Genomic DNA, 15,853 nt, shown 5'->3' on the forward strand with positions numbered 1-15,853 from the left:
CGAACATGGGCTCGGCCGGGAAACGTCTGCTCGCGGTACTCGGCCTCCTGGCCACCTTTGTCATGCCCGCGCAGGCGGACACCGTCAAGGGATTGCAGCAGAATTACCACCAAGTGGTGTACGGCGATTTCCTCTACGCCGGCAACAGCGTGGTCGAGTGCACGCCGAGTGACGCCGACTGCGCGAAAGCCGCCAGTCGCGAGACGAAGAAGCCCGCCGGCGATTTCGCGTTGCGATGGTCCGATGCGGACTCCGACGCGAGAACGTTCGACTCCTCCACCGCGTCGGTCACGATCCCACCGGGCGCGAAGGTCGCGTTCGCGCGGCTGAGCTGGGGTGGCACGAGGACAGCGTGCGCGAGTCCCGCCGGCGCGCCGAAGACGCAGGCCGTGCAGTTTTCCGTTGGCGCAGCCAAGGCCGACGTCACGCCCGGGTCCTACGCCGAGGACGCCAAGTTCTACTCCGCCTACGCCGACGTGACCGGTCAGTTCGCGACAGCCCCGACCGGCGCGCCGCTCACCCTCACCGCCGCCAACGTCTGGACCACCGCCGGCCGCGAGTGCGGCGGGGGCTGGTCGGTGGCGATCGTCTTCTCCTACCCCGCGCGCGATCCGCAGTACGCGCCGGCCAAGCGCGCGATTTACGTCTACGACGGTCACGTGCCGCAGGGCGCGAACGGTCCCGCCACGACCACCACCGTCACCGGTTTTCGCGCGGCCTCGGCCGACGCTCACGTCGGCGTGACCGCCGAAGGCGGCGACTGGGGCACGACGGGTGACCGCTTCCTCATCAACGACAAACCCGTCGCCGAACCCGGCACCGGCGCGTCGGACAACTTCTTCGTCGCCAGCACCGACAACGCCGCGAAGCCCGATGTCAAAAACACCTTCGGAATCGACGCGAAAGCGTTCAGCAGCGACGCCGTGCCCAGCGGTGCGACCAGTGCGAAGGTCGCTTTCAGCACTACCGGCGACGATTTCGTCGCGCAGAACCTCGTGTTCTCCGTGCCCGTGCCGGATCTACAGCTCGTGACCCACGCCGATCCGCCGCGCGCGCACGCGGGCGACCAGGTCACCGTGACGGTCGGTGTCACCAACCCGAACGACACCGCGGCCACCGGCGTCGAGGTGACCGACGAGCGCTTTCCCGCCTGTGCCAAGAAGATCGGCGAGCTCGCCGCGGGCGCGACCACGGGTTACCAGTGCACGGTGACCGCCCCGGACGGCGACGTCACGAGCGCCGCGAAGGTCACCGGCACCAGCACGCTCGGTGACGCACTCGACGGCAGCGCGACCACTCGCGTCGACGTCGTGCATCCGGCGATCACGCTCGCGCAGCAGGCCGACAAGGCGGCTTATCGCACCGGCGACCCCGTGACGTTCACGGTCACCGCCACCAACACCGGTGACGTGCCGCTCCACGACGTCGCCGTGACGGACGCGAAGGTCGGCGCGTGCGCGCGCACGATCGGGACACTCGCGCCGGGCCAGCACACCACCGGTACCTGCACGGCGAAGGCGCCGGTGCCCGACACCAGCGCTTCGGTTGCCGGAACCGATCCGCTGGGCAAGACGGTGTCGGCCAACGCCGACGCCGACGTCCCCCTCATCGCGCCCGCGCTGGACGTCACCAAGACGGTGGACCCCGCCGTCGTCCACGCCGGTGAGCCGGTGACCTGGACGATCACCGTGCGCAACACCGGCGACAGCCCGCTGAACCCCGTGGTCGTCACCGACGCCACCACGCCGGCGTGCTCGCGGACGTTCGGCGCGCTCGCCGCCGGCGCCCAGCAGAGCTTCCCGTGCGTGGCGAACCCCGCATTGACCACGACGAACACCGTGACGGCGACCGGCACCGACCTGTCCGGCCAGCCCGTCACCGACACCGCGTCGGCCACGGCGAAGGTGATCCACCCGGCGTTGTCGCTCACGAAGACGGCCGCGCCGGCGCAGGTGCGCGAGGGGGACCGCGTGACCTTCACCGTCACGCTGAAGAACACCGGTGACGCGCCGCTCGACGGCGTCGCGGTGGCCGACGACCGCACACCCGGCTGTGTGCGGAAGTTCGCCACGCTCGCCCCGCAGGCCACGCAGACCTACCAGTGCGATTTGCTCGCGCCGGGCGACGACTTCACCGACCCCGCTGTCGCGACTGGCAAGGACGAGCTGGGCAAACAGCTCAGCGTGACGGCCGATGCGCCAGTCGACGTCATCCACCCCGCCGTCGCGGTCACGGAATCCGCCACACCCGCGCAGGTACGCGAAGGGGACCGCGTGACCTTCAGCGTCACGGTGAGCAACACCGGTGACGTCCCGCTGGAGAAGCTCGCCGTGATCAGCAGCAAGGTTCCCGACTGCGCCAAGCAGCTCGGAATCCTGGCACCGCAAGCGAAACAGACCTTTACCTGCACCACGGTGGCCGGAACGGACGGCTTCCCCAACTCCGTCAGCGCCACGGGAACAGATCCGACCGCCCGCACGGTCGCGGCGTCGGCCGAAGCGAAGTTCACCGTCCAGCACCCGGCCGTCACGCTCGCCACCACCGTCCAAGGTGGACCCTTCCGCGAGCACGACAGCGTGCCGATCCAGGTCACCGTCAAGAACACCGGCGACACCCCCCTCACGAAGCCGCACGTCACCACCGCGGCCCGCGCCGACGCGTGCACGCAGGACCACGACACCCTGACACCCGGTGCCACCTGGACCTTCAGCTGCACCACCACCGCACCCGCCGACGACGTCACCGAATCGCTCACCGTCACCGCCACCCCACCGGTGGGACCGCTCGTGACGGCGAGCGCCGAGGCCGCCGTCGACGTGATCCACCCGGCCATCGCCGTCACGCAGACGGTCACGCCGACGGTCGTGCGGCCCGGCGAGCCGGCGACGTTCACGATCACCGCCACCAACACGGGCGACGCCGAACTACACGACGCCACCATCGAAGACCCAGCAGCACCCGAATGCGCCCACCGCCTCGGAACCCTGGCCCCGCAGGCGAAACAGAACTACACCTGCACCCACTCCGCCGGCGACGACCTCACCAGCACCGCGAAAGTCACCGGCACCGATCCGTCGAACCGCCCGGTCACCGCGACCGCCGGCGCGCACCTCGACGTGATCCACCCCGCCGTCACGATCACCCAGTCGGCAAAGCCGCAGCAAGTGCGTGAAGGGGACCAAGTCACCTTCACGGTCACAGCGAGCAACACCGGCGACGTTCCGCTCACCAACGTGTCCATTGTGGACGACAAGACCCCGGCCTGCGCCCGCCCGGACGGCAACACCCTCGCCCCCGGCGCCACCGACCACTACACCTGCACGACCGATGCCGGCTCCGACGGCTACACCAACACCGCGAAAGTCACCGCCACCGACCCGCTCGGCGGCACCGTCACCGCGACAGCCGACGCCGCATTCACCGTCGTCCACCCCGGCCTGTCGCTCACCCGCACTGTGCACGGCGGTCCCTTTCGCGCCGGCGACTCCGTGACCACAACACTCACCGTCACCAACACCGGCGACTCACCGGTCACCGCCGTGCAAGTAACCGACGCCCGAGTACCGGCGTGCGCCAAGACCTTCGACACCCTCGCCCCCGGTGCGACCCAGTCCTACGATTGCACCTCACCCGCCCCCGCCGACGACGCCGTGTTCACCGCACGAGTCACCGGCACCCCCACCACCGGCCCCGCACTCACCGCGGCCGCCGACGCGAAGATCGACGTGATCCACCCGGCGATCACCGTGAAACCCGTTGCCGCACAAGCACAAGCGCGGCCCGGCGACGACGTCACGATCACCGTCACCGTCGCCAACACCGGTGACACCCCGCTGACGAAAATCACCCTCACCGGCTGCGCCCACACCCTCGACCAGTTGGCCACCGGCGCCGCCGCCACCTACACCTGCACCGTCAAAGCCGCGCCCGACGACTTCACCACCACCGTCAACGCCACGGCCAACGACCCGACGACCCGCCCCGTGACCGCGTCCGGCACCACGAACGTCGACGTGATCCACCCCGAGCTCGCGATCATGGCCGACGCCGAGCCGTACCAGGTCCGCGAAGGCGACACCGTCACATTCTCCTTGCTGGTTAAGAACGTCAGCGACGTACCGCTGACCAAGGTGTCCGTTGTGGACGATCACACCGCCGCCTGCGCCCGCGACTTCGCCACCCTCGCGCCCGACGCCGAGGAGACCTACACCTGCACGACGGTCGCGGGCAAGACCGGTTTCACCAGCACCACCAAGGCCACCGGCACCGATCCGACCCAACGCACGGTGACGTCATCGGCGCAAGCGTCGTTCGAGGTGCTGCAACCGAAACTCACCGTCACGAAAACCAGCGCCGAAGGTCCCTTCGCCCCCGACGACTCCGTGCGCTTCGACCTCGTACTCACCAACACCGGCGACACCGAACTGCACGACGTCCACGTCACCGACCCCCAGGCTCCCGAATGCACGCGGACCTTCTCGACGCTGCCCGTCAACGGCATCCAGCGCTACCCGTGCACCACCACCGCGACCGGCACGACCACCGACACCACTCAGGTCACCGCCACCCCGACCCGCGGCGCCCCCATCACCACCACCGCGAACGCGCCCGTCCCCGTGATCCACCCCGGACTCACCGTCAGGACCGATCACCTCGACCAGCCCATCCGTTCCGGTGACCCCGTGACGTACCTGACGACCGTCCGCAACACCGGAGACGCAGCACTGCACGACGTGACCGTTCGCGCCACCGACGCGGCCTGCGCGTTCACGCTGCCCAGACTCGAGCCCGACGCCGAAACCCTCCGCGCCTGCACCCTCACAGCCCAAACGACCGCCGTCACCGACACCACCGCCACCGCTCACGACCCCGCCGGCCGCGAGCTCACGGCGACCACCACCACGACCACCAACGTCGAGAACTCCGCTGCCCCCAAGCGGACCCGACCCACCCCACGCTCAGCCCTCAACCTCACCGAACAAGCCGACCCCACCGCGAACCCCGGCGACACCGTCACGTTCCTCGTCACCGCCGCCAACACCGGCACCACCCCGCTCACACTCGACGGCCACCACCTCGACCCCGGCAGCCGGCGCGAATGGACCCGCACCGCCACCGCACCCCGCGCAGGCACGCTCACCGACGCCGTCGAAGTCACGGCCCAACCCGACGCCGAAAAACCGCTCACCGTCCGAGCCGCCGCGACGGTCCGGATCCTCGACCCCCACGCCCGAACGACCGCACAAACGCAGCCGATCCCCGGCCCCGATCCGGACCGAACCACCGACGCGTTGGTCAGCCTCGCCCTCCTCGCCGCAGGTGCGCTCCTCCTGCGCGTCACCCGCAGGCCACGAGCGTGAGTTGAGTCTCCCCAAGCTCTTCAGACCCGAGCGCGCACCGGGAGATCACCATCCCCCTGCACCAGGAAACCCCCGCACCACGTGATCATTTCCCAGGCTTGATCAAATAAAGCACTGCGCCTTTCGGGGGTAACGGTCGTAATCGGTTCGTGATATTTTCTCGCCCGTGTCCCCCATTGGTGCGCGTGGTCGAGTGGTTTTGGTGTCACTGAGTGTTCTTCTCGGCGGTTTCTCCGCCGCCGGAGGGACAGCGTGGCTCCACGCCAGACCCAGCGTGGCGACGCTCAGTAGCGCCGCCACAGGTCAGTCCGACCCGCTGTCCGGCGTACCGCCGGTCGATCCCTACGCGAAGCAGCCGTCGTCGTCCACTCCGGGCGGCACCCCGGCCGCGGGCGGCGCGGGCGGCACCCCGACGTCCGGTTCGACCGCCCCCACGACGCCGACCTCCGCCGGCCCCGGCCCGACGTCGACGCCCGCGTCCGGCACCCCGGGCACCGGCACCCCCGCGCCGCCCAAGCCGAATCCCAAGACCACCCCGACGTCGACGACCCCGGCCCGCACCACGAACCCCTCGATGGCAGGCCAGATTGTGGACCTCGTGAACGACGAGCGCGCCAAGGCCGGCTGCGACCCCGTCGCCGAGGAGTCCCACCTCGACCAGGCCGCGCAGGACCACAGCGACGACATGTCGGCCCGCAACTACTTCTCGCACGACACGCCTGAGGGCAAGCACTTCGACGAGCGCATCCGCGACTCCGGCTACAACAAGCCGGGTGCCGAGAACATCGCGAAGGGCGCGACGAGCGCGAAGCAGGTGATGCAGCTGTGGATGAACTCCAGCGGCCACCGCGCGAACATCCTCAACTGCTCGCTGACCAAGCTCGGCGTCGGCGTGACCACCGCCGGCTGGTACTGGACACAGGACTTCGGGTACTGAAAACCCGGCAAGACCTACTGCGAATCCTCGATCGGCTGCGTGGTCAAGTCGCCGTAGCGCGCCAGCACCGCCGCCCGCAGGTTCGGATCCGACCGCGGCACCGGCTCGATGAACACCTCGGTGACATCGTGGAAGCCCTCGGTCAGCTCGCCCGCGATCCGCACGCAGGCGACCTCGACGTCGGCCGCACCCAGTGAATCGTCGAAGTCCACGCGGGCACACACCAGCACCTGGTCGGTACCCATCAGCATCGTCTGCAAGTCCACCAGCGCCTCGATCTCCGGCGCCGACACGAGGTGGTCGCGCACTCCGCGCACGATCCGCGGGTCCGCCTGCCGGCCGACAAGCAGGCCCCGGTTGGTTCGCCCCAGCAGGTACGCGACGCACGCGAGCAGCAGTCCGATGAGGATCGACGCGATGCCGTCCCACACCGACGAGCCCGTGAGCTGGTGCAACCCGATGCCGGCGAACGCGAGCAGCAGACCGATCAACGCGGCCGAGTCCTCGAACAGCACGGTCTTCGGCGCAGGGTCGTCGATCATGCGCAGGTAGGTGAAGAACGAACGCCGCTCCTGCCGGGACTCCTTGCGCACCTGCCGGATCGCCTGCAGCCACGACACGCCTTCGAGGACGAACGCGATGCCCAGCACCACGTAGCCGACGATCGGGTTCGTCTGGTCTTCGCTTTCGCCGAACACGGTGGTGAAGCCCTCGTACAGCGCGAACATCGCGCCCGAGGCGAAGATCGAGACGGCCGCCAGCAGCGACCAGAAGTAGCGCTCCTTGCCGTAGCCGAACGGGTGGACCCGGTCGGCGGGGCGCTCCGAACGCTTGAGCGCGGTGAGCAGCAGGACCTCGGTGATGGTGTCGGCGAAGGAGTGCGCGGCCTCCGACAGCATCGCGCCCGAGCCGGTGATGATCCCGGCGATCAACTTCAGGATGGCGATGGCCAGGTTCACGCCGCCGGCCAGCAGCACCGTGAGGGTGCTCTCACCGCCCGATTCCTCTTGCTCGCTCACGCGCAGAAGACTAGCCGCGCGGGTGGGTCAGAGTCGGTTGAGACCCGAAAGCACTCGCTCCATGAGCGCGATCGCCGGCCGGCCGTCCTCTTTGCGCTGCGGCGCGTGGATCGTCACGAGGCCGAGCTCGGCCAGGTCGTCGAGCAGAACCCGGGCGACGCCGAGGGGAACGCTCAACGTGGCGGCGACCTCCGCCACCGACCGCGGGTACAGGCACAGCGACCGCACGATCCGAAACTCGCCCTTCACCTGAGGCGAGTTCCAGCGCGGGTCCCGGGCGTTGGCCTTCACGAGCGCCTCGATGGCGAGGTTGCGGCGGGAGTGCGTGCGACCGCGGGTGAGGACGTACGGCCGGACGAGTGTCCGCGGGCCGGGGACCGGCGATGGGTCGGAGACCCATCCGTCGCCCACCACGGGCTCGCCCGCGAACTCCTCGGGCACTTCGCTCGGCCAAACGGGTTCGGGGGTCCGGCCCGGCGCGACGCTGACTCGCCCGGAAGGCGAAAAGGGGGTGCCCGAGTGGCCGGTGTAACCAGGTCCGCTGTACCCGTTCGCCACGTCGCGCCCCCTTATATCGGTAGCCGAATTCGCTTCCCGCAAGCGGCGTCGATCGCGAGGAACCGTAGATTACGCCCGTTGTCCTGTCTGTCATCGGCAATGTGACGAAGCCGGACCAGAGGTGCAGAAATTGTGCACGGTAAACGTTTTCGTGGCATTCCGGTACGCCCGTGCCTCTTGTGTCAAACGTTTACCGGAATTCGCCGACGGGCCGTGAGCGCGAGTACCGAAAGCGTCGCGGCCACGAGGACCACCTGTTCGATCAGCGCGACCGGGTTGCCCGCGGCGGTCAGCAGACCGACCCAGCAGTACGTGACAATCGCGCCTGCTGCCAGGGAAAACGCGGACGGACGGCAGCGCACGGCGTACGCGACCACGGCCGCTTCGAGCGCCAGCATCAACGCGACCGTGCCCCACGAATGGAGCAGCGCGGTCTTGTCCACCAGGTGGAACAGCGTGCTCGCCCCCAGTCCGACGGCGAACCCGGCCCACGCCGAGCCCCGCGTGTCAAGGGTTCGGACGGGCAGGCGCAAGGCAAACACTACGAGCGCCACGGCCACCACGGCCGCGCCGACCAGCTGTCCGGGCGCCGCGAGGAACGCCGGAGTTCCCATCATGCGAGACACCAGGAACGTCCCCGCCGCGCCGACGAGCAGCGCGCAGGTCCACGCCACCGTGCCCGGCCGGCGCAGCCACGGCTCGCGCCCGAAGAACGCCTCCCCGATCGCGATCGGCGAAGCGATGCTCCAGACCACGTGCAGCGTCAGCACGAACACCGTCCACTGGCCACCGATGCCGAGCACCGGCACGTGCGCGGGGCTCAGGAGGTCGAGGCCGAGGTAGTGCGGGTTGAACAACGTTTGCGTGAGCAGGCCTTCTTCGACGACGCCGAAGGCCAGCGCGAGCGTGAGGATCGTCGGCCAGCCCCGGCCGCGGCGGCGCGCGACCTCGCGGATCAGCACCGCGGCCGAGCCGTAGAGCGCCACGAACATCGCGAACATGCCGAGCTGCTGGGTGATCAAAACCTCGCCAGGCCGCCTGGCCAGGTATTGATCACCGAGCAGGAATTCGGCGACGAACGGGGAGAACAGAGCGAGCGCGGCGACCGCCGTCTTGCGAAATGGCATGAAGTGATCGTGTCGCTCTGCGAGCATTCGTACACGGGCCGTTAATCACGACTGTTCCCGTGACAAATGATCGAGAAACGCCCCTTTCATGATGGCGAACCATCACGAAAGGGGCGTTCATTCCAGTTTGGGATCGGCTATTCGGCCGAAGCCGGCTGCTCCTCGTCCGCCCCTTCTGCCGGGGTGTCCTCAAGTGACGGCGCCCCTGTCGCCACCAAGGCGGTCTCCGGCTTGCGCTTCACGGACGTGAGCAGCAGCTGAGCGACGTCCACGACCTCGACCCGCTCGCTCGCGAGGCCGTCGCTCTGTCGCGCGGTCACGCCGTCGGTGAGCATCACGCGGCAGAACGGGCAGCCGGTCGCGATCTTCGACGGCGCGGTGCCGAGCGCCTCGTCCACGCGCTCGACGTTGATCCGCTTGCCGATCTTCTCCTCCATCCACATCCGCGCGCCGCCGGCGCCGCAGCACATGGACCGGTCGCCGTGGCGCGGCATCTCGCGCAGCTTCGCGCCCGAGGCCCCGACGAGCTCACGCGGAGCGTCGTAGACCTTGTTGTGGCGGCCCAGGTAGCACGGGTCGTGGTAGGTGACGTCCTCCGCGACGGGCGCGACCGGCGTCAGGTACTTCTCCCGCACCAGGCGGTTGAGCAGCTGCGTGTGGTGCACGACGTCGAACTGGCCTCCCAGCTCCGGGTACTCGTTGGCGAGCGTGTTGAAGCAGTGGGCGCAGGTCACCACGACCTTGCGCGCCTTGCGCTCGCGGCCCTCGAACACCGAGTTGAGGACCTCGACGTTCTGCTGGGCCAGCATCTGGAACAGGAACTCGTTGCCCGCGCGCCGCGCCGGGTCACCGGTGCACGACTCCTCCGAGCCGAGCACGGTGTACTTCACGCCCGCGATGTGCAGCAGCTCGGCCACGGCACGCGTGGTCTTCTTCGCGCGGTCCTCGAACGCGCCGGCGCAGCCGACCCAGAACAGGTACTCCGCGTCGCCCAGATCGCCCTCGAACACCGGCACCTCGAAGTCGAGGTCCTCCGTCCACTGGAGACGGTCCTTGGCGTTCTGGCCCCACGGGTTGCCCTTGTTCTCCAGGTTCTTGAACATGCCGTTGAGCTCGGTGGGGAACGACGACTCGATCATCACCTGGTAGCGGCGCATGTCCACGATGTGGTCCACGTGCTCGATGTCTACCGGGCACTGCTCGACGCACGCGCCACAGGAAGTGCAGGACCACAGCATGTCGGGGTCGATCACGCCACCGTCTTCGGCGCCGCCGATCAGCGGCCGCTCCGATTCGGCCAGCGCCAGCACGTCGATCCCGGCATGCGGGTTGTCGCCGGTCAGGCCGATCTCATCACCGGCCATGTCCCGCTTGCCACCGGCCAGCAGGTACGGCGCCTTCGCGTACGCATGGTCGCGCAGCTGTGTGATCAGCAGCTTCGGCGACAGCGGCTTGCCCGTGTTCCACGCGGGGCACTGCGACTGGCAACGGCCGCACTCGGTGCAGGTGGAGAAGTCGAGCCAGCCCTTCCAGCTGAAGTCCTCGACCTTGCCGACGCCGAACGTGTCCTCGTCCGGATCGGCTTCCTCGAGGTCGAGCACCTTGCCCTTGCTCATCATCGGCTTCACCGCGCCGAGCGCGACGCCGCCGTCGTCCTCGCGCTTGAAGTAGATGTTGAAGAACGCGCTGAAGCGGTGCCACGCGATACCCATGGTCATCGTGCGGGCCACCACGATCAGCCACACCGTGGCGCTCATCAGCTTGATGAACGCGAACACCGACACGAGCGCGGCGCTGGCAGGCAGCGCGTGCGACAGCGGGTTCGACACGAAGGCGGCCCACGTCGGCGTCTCGTGCACGCCCATCGCGGCCTTCGCCGCGCGCACGCCGATGATGCCGATGCCCTCGATGATCACCACGGCCTCGACGAAGTAGGCCCACTTGAAGTTCGAGCCCGCGAAGCGCGACTGCCGGTCGGCGCGGCGCGGGTGGTTGGCCTGGCGGATGATCACCAGGCCGATGCCGCCGACGATCGTGGCCACGCCGAGCAGCTCCATGAGCAGGCTCCACAGCGACCAGTCCTCGAGGACCGGCCAGCCCCACGTCGGCACGAACACCTCGCCGTAGGCCTCGAACAGCGCGAGCGACCCGATGAGGAATCCCCACATCACCATCCAGTGCCAGGGCGCGACCTGACGGAACTTCGCCATGCGCGTGTGCGCGGCGAACTCCTTGATCAGGGTGCCGAGCCGCGGCATGAACGGGCCGTTGCGCGTCGGGTCGGGCTGGCCCAGCCGGATCACCCGCACGAAGCGGGCGATGGTGGCGATGAACAGTCCCCAGGCGAAGATGCCCAGGAGGACCGAGATCCCCCCGAGCGTCAGCTCTACAGCGCCCATCGTCGGGTGCCTTTCGTCCGGTGTGGTGGTGCCGGTGCCTGTGCGTTTCTCACAGCGCCGGTGCCGAGCAGGGTAACGCTTCTTACTGATGGGTAACTGGTTGGCAGCGCCCAAGTCCCACCGATGTGGTGCACGCCTCGCTGGCTAGTGAGACGATCGTTCAGGTAGTTTTGTCCTCATGGGTGCTTACTTGTACCTCGCTTTGGCGATCGCCGCAGAAGTGACGGCCACCGTTTCCCTGAAGCTCTCCGAGGGCTTCACGAAAGTCGTGCCGTCCGCGCTGGTCGCCGTCGGGTACGGCGTAGCGTTCTTCGCACTTTCCCGCGTGCTGAAGTCGGGGTTGCCGCTCGGCATCGCGTACGCGGTGTGGGCCGCCGTCGGCGTGGCGCTCGTGGCGATCATCGGGGTCCTGTTCCTCAAGGAACCGATCAACCTGGTGATGGCCGGCGGGCTCGTGCTCGTGATCGGCGGGGTGGTGCTGATCGAGGTCGGGAGCAACCAGTGAAGATCCAAGTCGACGGCCGCAAGGCGCGCGGCGAGAAGCGGCGCGCGGAGATCATCGCGGCCACCCTGCGGGTGATCGAGCGCAACGGCGTCGCCGGCGTCACGCACCGCACGGTGGCGGTGGAGGCCGACGTGCCCACCGCGTCGACCACGTACCACTTCGCCTCGCTCGACGACCTGCTCGTGGCCACTCTCATCTCCTGCGCGCGCGACATGGCCACCGAGGTCTACTGGATGATCGACCGCGCCCGATCGCGCGGCAGCCGCGGCGCCGAAGAGGTCGCCGGCCTGCTCGCGGAGGCACTCGGGCCGCGCCGCGGCCGCACGATGGCCGAGTACGAGCTGTACCTGCTGGCCGCGCGCAAACCCGAGCTGCGCCCGGCCGCGCGGCGCTGGCTCGACGTCCTCACGTCCATGGTCCGCCACGACAACGAGGTCGCGTTCCGGGTTTTCCTCGCCGGCATCGACGGCCTGCTGATCCAGGGCCTGATCGACGACGAACCGCCGTCGGCCGACGAGCTGCGGCCTGTGGTCGACTACTTGCTCAAACCGCGTTGACTGTGCTGTTGGTTACCAATCCGACCACAGTCACGGCGGGAACAGTCGCCGGCCGCGGTCACGTCCGGTTGCGTGCCCGCCTCCTTTTGGCCGGATTGGTAACTTGCGGGTATGCGGATCGCAGGCGAATACGAACTCGACGACGACCCCGGCCGGGTCGACCTCGACGTGCTGTGGAAGTTCCTCTCCACCGAGGCCTACTGGGGCCGCTGGCGCACGCGTGATCAGGTCGAGGCGGCCGTCGCCGGGTCGTGGCGTGTGGTCGGCGCGTACGAGCGCGCCACCGGCCGCCAGGTCGGCTTCGCGCGGGCGATCTCCGACGGCGTGACGTCGGCCTACCTCGCCGACGTGTTCGTGGTCGAGGACGCACGTGGTTCGGGGCTGGGCAAGGAGATCGTGCGCGAGATGATCGACAACGGCCCGGGCGCCGGCATGCGCTGGATGCTGCACACAGCCGACGCGCACGGGCTGTACCGGCAGTTCGGGTTCGGCGAGCACACCAAGGGGCGGTTCCTCGAACGCGAGGGGGCCAACCGGGAAGCACTACGGTAGACCGGTCGGTCGAATTTTCAGTTGTCCTTGGCGGACAACAACTTCGAGAAGTGCGCCGCCCCGGCACGCGCGGCGCGTTCGAGGTCCGAGCGGCGGTCGGCGAACTGGTGCACCGGCACAGAGAACGCGACCGCGCCCGTCACGCGTTGCTCGGTGTCGAGCACCGGCGCGGACAAGCACGCGAGCTGGGGCTGGAACTCCTCGATCTCCAGCGCGATCCCCGAGCGCGCCACGGTTTCGAGCTCCGTCTCGAGGTCGCGTGACGTCACGCGGGTGCGGTCGGTGAGGCGAGGCATGCCCGCGCCGGCGAGGTAGTCGCGGCGCTGGCGCGCGGGCAGCGACGCGAGCATCACCTTGCCGAACGCGGTGGCGTGCGCGGCTTCGTGGAAACCGAAGTCGAGCGGCTGGGCGCGCGGGAACTCCGGCGAGTCGGCGACGGCCGCGACGACGACGTCGGTGTCGCGAAAGACCGTGTAGTACGCGGGCGCGCTCACGCGCAGGTGCAGCTGGTGGAGGCCGTCGCGCAACTGGTGGTCGACGTCGAGCTCGCCGAGCAGGCTGTGGTAGAGGCCGCCGACCTTGTAGCCGAGGCCGAACCCGCGGCCGTGACCGAGGCGGATCAAATAGCCTTCGTGGACCAGCGTGTTGAGCAGGTGGTAGGTGGTCGAGAGCTTGTAACCGGCGCGCCGGGCCACGGCTTTGGCCGCGATGCCGTCGCCGGCGCCGGCCACGATCTCGAGCACGCGCAGCGCCCGCTGCGCCGAACCGATCAGCCCGCTGGGTTCCTTCTCGGTGATGTCGTCGTCGGAAAGCGGCAGGGCGGGTTCGGACACAGCGGCACCTCCGTGAAACCGTTCGGCAGTGAACGGGCGATCACATGCGCCCACCACCATACGTGCTCCGAACGGCTCAAGTGGAGCACCCGGTCGGCAACGATTCCGACGTCGCCGCGGGTGCTCACACCGACCGGGCCTCGGCTTCACCCGGTGAGATCAGTGCAGGTCGTCCGCCGACGGGCCGTGGTGACTCCGGCGGACCGGGATCTCGGCCCGCTGGACCGAACGGGTGAGTCCCGGCGTCACACCGGTACTTTCGAGTTCGAACCGATCTCGGCCGCCGCCTCGGTGGTCCCGCAGCCGTCTGGCACCTCGAGGTCGTACAGGCGAGCCGCGTTGAGGCCGAGGATCTTCTTCTTCACGTCCGTGGTGAGCTCGCCGTACTCGTCCTGGAAGTCCTCCGGCATCTCGAAGTCCACAAAGGACTCGATTAGCCACTTCGGGTGCTGGAGCCCGTAGTCGCTGGCGAACGTGATCCGGTTCTCGTCCATCCAATAGAGCAGCTCGCCGATGATCTCGGCGAACTGGCGCGGCCGGGTGAGGATGGCGGGCAACGCGAGCGCGAGGCCGGCGTACACGTTCGGCTCCTGCGTGGCGATCCAGCAGAAGTCCTGCAGCCGCGCCAAGCCCACGTGCTCGACGATGAAGCGCAGGTCCGGGAACGCCGCGGCGACCTCGTCGAGGCCGGCGGCGTCGAAGGCCGCGGACGCGTCGGAGCCGCCCGTGCCATCCGAGCCGTCGCGGTCGAGCGGGCGGATCGAGGGGGCGGCGTGGAGGTGGATGTTGCGGATGCTGAGCTCCTGGCACTTCTCCAGGAAGCGGTAGGAGCACGGGTCCGACAGCTGCCGGCCCGCCTGTTCGGTGGTGACGAGCTTGACGCCCTTGAGGTTCCCGGCGACCGGCTCGAGGCCGGCGACGGTGAACCGGCCGGGGTACCGCTCGGTGAACGCGCTCCCGGGTGCCGCGCCGTCGGGGTCGGCGGTGGCTGCGGGCTGGAAGATCGCGTGGTCCACGTACCCGGTTTCGAACAGGTCGTGGACGATCGTTTCCTCGCTCTGGTGGCGAAACCCGACTTCCGTCGGCTTCCAGAAGTGCACGTGACCGTCGACGATGAAGTAGCGCTCGCCGTCCTTTTCGTACATCGGTGCCGGCTCCCTTGCGGTACGAGGTACGTGCTGATGTGCAGCTTCCGATCGTCTTCCCCTGCGAGGGAGCGGGTCAACGGCAGTGATTCCACCTGTCGGAAAAACACCACAGGGCCACCGCGAGCGAACCCGCGGTGGCCCTGCTATCGGCGAAACTCAGCCCTTGTTCTCGTAGACCGCCGTGATCGTGGCGCGAGCCAGGGTGTGGCCGAACAGGTTGAAGCCGAGGAACGCGGGCGTGGCGTCGCCGTCGATCTCCAGGGAGTCGACGTCGAGCGCGTGCACCACGAAGTAGTAGCGGTGCGGGCCGTGCCCGGGCGGCGGGGCGGCGCCGAGGAACTGCTTCACGCCGCCGTCACCCTTCAGAGTGACAGCGCCCTCGGGCAGGCCGGAGCCGTTCGCGTCGCCGGCGTCGGCGGCCAGCTCGGTGACCGACGCGGGGACGTTGAACACGGCCCAGTGCCAGAAGCCGCTCGCGGTCGGGGCGTCGGGGTCGTACACCGTGACCGCGAAGCTGCGCGTGCCCTCGGGGAAGCCCTCCCACGACAGCTGCGGCGACCGGTCTTCGCCACCGGCGCCGAAGATGCCGGACAGGTGCGGCGTCGTGAGCGTCTCGCCCTCGGCGATGTCTGTGCTGCGCAGCGTGAACGACGGCACGGACGGCAGGAAATCGTAGGGATTGGGCGATTGAGGCATCAATCCTCCTGAACGCGTTGATCTTGGAAGTCCAGTCGGACTCCAGGCTATGACCCTGACCCGGACCCCGGCACCTCAGGGATGTTTCGGGGGGTTTACCGGATGTCGCGGCACCCGTGCCCCTCCTACCGTTTGCGGCAGACGGATGAGCGGTACTGAGGG

Annotated in this window: 12 protein-coding genes; 5 read left to right on the forward strand and 7 right to left on the reverse strand. The window is 68.9% G+C overall.

The features are described 5' to 3' along the window. Window positions 1-5: 5 nt before the first annotated feature. Both AB0H62_RS12090 and AB0H62_RS12095 read left to right on the forward strand, forming a co-directional pair. On the forward strand, window positions 6-5,360 hold the full coding sequence (locus AB0H62_RS12090) for a hypothetical protein (protein WP_360585810.1): 5,355 nt from the start codon (window positions 6-8) through the stop codon (window positions 5,358-5,360). A 193-nt stretch (window positions 5,361-5,553) separates the two neighbouring features. Continuing rightward, entirely contained in the window at window positions 5,554-6,297 is a 744-nt protein-coding gene (locus AB0H62_RS12095; RefSeq protein ID WP_360585812.1) for a CAP domain-containing protein, read from the forward strand. 14 nt (window positions 6,298-6,311) lie between these two features. On the opposite strand, the gene AB0H62_RS12100 is transcribed toward AB0H62_RS12095, so the two are convergent. From AB0H62_RS12100 to AB0H62_RS12115, 4 genes are all read right to left on the reverse strand, one after another. Beyond that, window positions 6,312-7,316, reverse strand: a complete 1,005-nt coding sequence (locus AB0H62_RS12100) for a cation diffusion facilitator family transporter (protein ID WP_360585814.1) — start codon at window positions 7,314-7,316, stop codon at window positions 6,312-6,314. A gap of 27 nt (window positions 7,317-7,343) precedes the next feature. Continuing rightward, entirely contained in the window at window positions 7,344-7,757 is a 414-nt protein-coding gene (locus AB0H62_RS12105; RefSeq protein ID WP_354865291.1) for a DUF742 domain-containing protein, read from the reverse strand. A 299-nt stretch (window positions 7,758-8,056) separates the two neighbouring features. Beyond that, the gene (locus AB0H62_RS12110; RefSeq protein WP_360585816.1) at window positions 8,057-9,001 is read right to left on the reverse strand and encodes a hypothetical protein; all 945 of its coding nucleotides are present in this window, start codon (window positions 8,999-9,001) and stop codon (window positions 8,057-8,059) included. Window positions 9,002-9,138: 137 nt separating this feature from the next. Next, window positions 9,139-11,400, reverse strand: a complete 2,262-nt coding sequence (locus AB0H62_RS12115) for a (Fe-S)-binding protein (RefSeq protein WP_360585818.1) — start codon at window positions 11,398-11,400, stop codon at window positions 9,139-9,141. A 178-nt stretch (window positions 11,401-11,578) separates the two neighbouring features. Between AB0H62_RS12115 and AB0H62_RS12120 the strand changes: the two genes are divergently transcribed. From AB0H62_RS12120 to AB0H62_RS12130, 3 genes are all read left to right on the forward strand, one after another. Beyond that, complete coding sequence (locus AB0H62_RS12120; RefSeq protein ID WP_220245226.1) at window positions 11,579-11,905, forward strand: multidrug efflux SMR transporter; 327 nt, start codon at window positions 11,579-11,581, stop codon at window positions 11,903-11,905. Then, entirely contained in the window at window positions 11,902-12,462 is a 561-nt protein-coding gene (locus AB0H62_RS12125; RefSeq protein ID WP_354865299.1) for a TetR family transcriptional regulator, read from the forward strand. The genes AB0H62_RS12120 and AB0H62_RS12125 overlap by 4 nt, the downstream gene beginning before the upstream one ends. Before the next feature lie 111 nt (window positions 12,463-12,573). Next, entirely contained in the window at window positions 12,574-13,014 is a 441-nt protein-coding gene (locus AB0H62_RS12130) for a GNAT family N-acetyltransferase (protein WP_360585821.1), read from the forward strand. 17 nt (window positions 13,015-13,031) lie between these two features. On the opposite strand, the gene AB0H62_RS12135 is transcribed toward AB0H62_RS12130, so the two are convergent. The 3 genes from AB0H62_RS12135 to AB0H62_RS12145 all read right to left on the reverse strand — a co-directional run bounded on the left by AB0H62_RS12135 (window position 13,032) and on the right by AB0H62_RS12145 (window position 15,691). Then, window positions 13,032-13,847 carry an IclR family transcriptional regulator gene (locus tag AB0H62_RS12135; RefSeq protein WP_360585823.1) on the reverse strand — a complete coding sequence of 272 codons (816 nt, stop codon included), beginning with the start codon at window positions 13,845-13,847 and terminating at the stop codon, window positions 13,032-13,034. Window positions 13,848-14,092: 245 nt separating this feature from the next. Beyond that, complete coding sequence (locus AB0H62_RS12140) at window positions 14,093-14,992, reverse strand: amidohydrolase family protein (RefSeq protein WP_220245230.1); 900 nt, start codon at window positions 14,990-14,992, stop codon at window positions 14,093-14,095. A 159-nt stretch (window positions 14,993-15,151) separates the two neighbouring features. Continuing rightward, the gene (locus tag AB0H62_RS12145) at window positions 15,152-15,691 is read right to left on the reverse strand and encodes a YbhB/YbcL family Raf kinase inhibitor-like protein (protein WP_266118255.1); all 540 of its coding nucleotides are present in this window, start codon (window positions 15,689-15,691) and stop codon (window positions 15,152-15,154) included. Window positions 15,692-15,853: the final 162 nt, after the last annotated feature.

The sequence above is a fragment of the Amycolatopsis sp. NPDC050768 genome (assembly GCF_040654155.1).
Classification (GTDB): domain Bacteria; phylum Actinomycetota; class Actinomycetes; order Mycobacteriales; family Pseudonocardiaceae; genus Amycolatopsis.